Raw genomic sequence first — 630 nt, 5'->3', positions numbered from 1 at the left:
CCCGCCAAGCCAACCACGCTCGCACCAGCGGCTCTTGCTCTTGCTCTTGCTCTTGCTCCAGCTTTTTGCTTCTAAAAAAAACACACCCCCACACACTTCACGAAACATTGAATCCTGTGTGAGGATTCGTTGAGCCGGACCGGCCCACCATGGCCGCACCTGCTGCCCCCACGCAGCCATCCCGGGCCCCGGCCCATACCAAGGAGCACCACCTGATGAGCAACCCCACCCGTTCGCTGTCCCTGCTGGCCGCCACCGCGCTCGCCGCCGGCCTCGGCGTCACCGCCTCGGCGTCTGCGTTGAGCATGACCGACCTCGCCCAGGGCTACCTCGTGGCCGGACAGGCTGCCACCAAGGCCGCCGAAGGCAAGTGCGGTGAAGGCAAGTGTGGCGCCCATGGCGACAAGGCCGGCCCCAAGACTGCTGACAAGACTGCCACCGCAACGGGTGCCAAGGCCGCAGAAGGCAAGTGTGGCGAAGGCAAATGCGGCGCCGACAAAGGCAAGACCACCGACGCCAAAACCAAGACCGCAGGCGACAAGAAGACTGCCGAAGGCAAGTGCGGCGAAGGCAAGTGCGGTGCCAAGCACTGACCCCACCGCCCCGGGCATCCACCGGTCGCCGCTGCCT

General features: G+C 65.6%; 1 protein-coding gene. It reads left to right on the top strand.

The window, feature by feature from the left end; genetic code table 11:
• Positions 1-215 precede the first annotated feature (215 nt).
• Positions 216-593, top strand: a complete 378-nt coding sequence (locus DBR34_RS10990; RefSeq protein ID WP_128096820.1) for a hypothetical protein — start codon at positions 216-218, stop codon at positions 591-593.
• Positions 594-630 lie beyond the last annotated feature (37 nt).

The organism is Stenotrophomonas sp. HMWF003 (assembly GCF_003061285.1).
GTDB lineage: Bacteria > Pseudomonadota > Gammaproteobacteria > Xanthomonadales > Xanthomonadaceae > Stenotrophomonas > Stenotrophomonas maltophilia_AP.
This window is presented reverse-complemented; position numbering and strand designations above follow the sequence as displayed.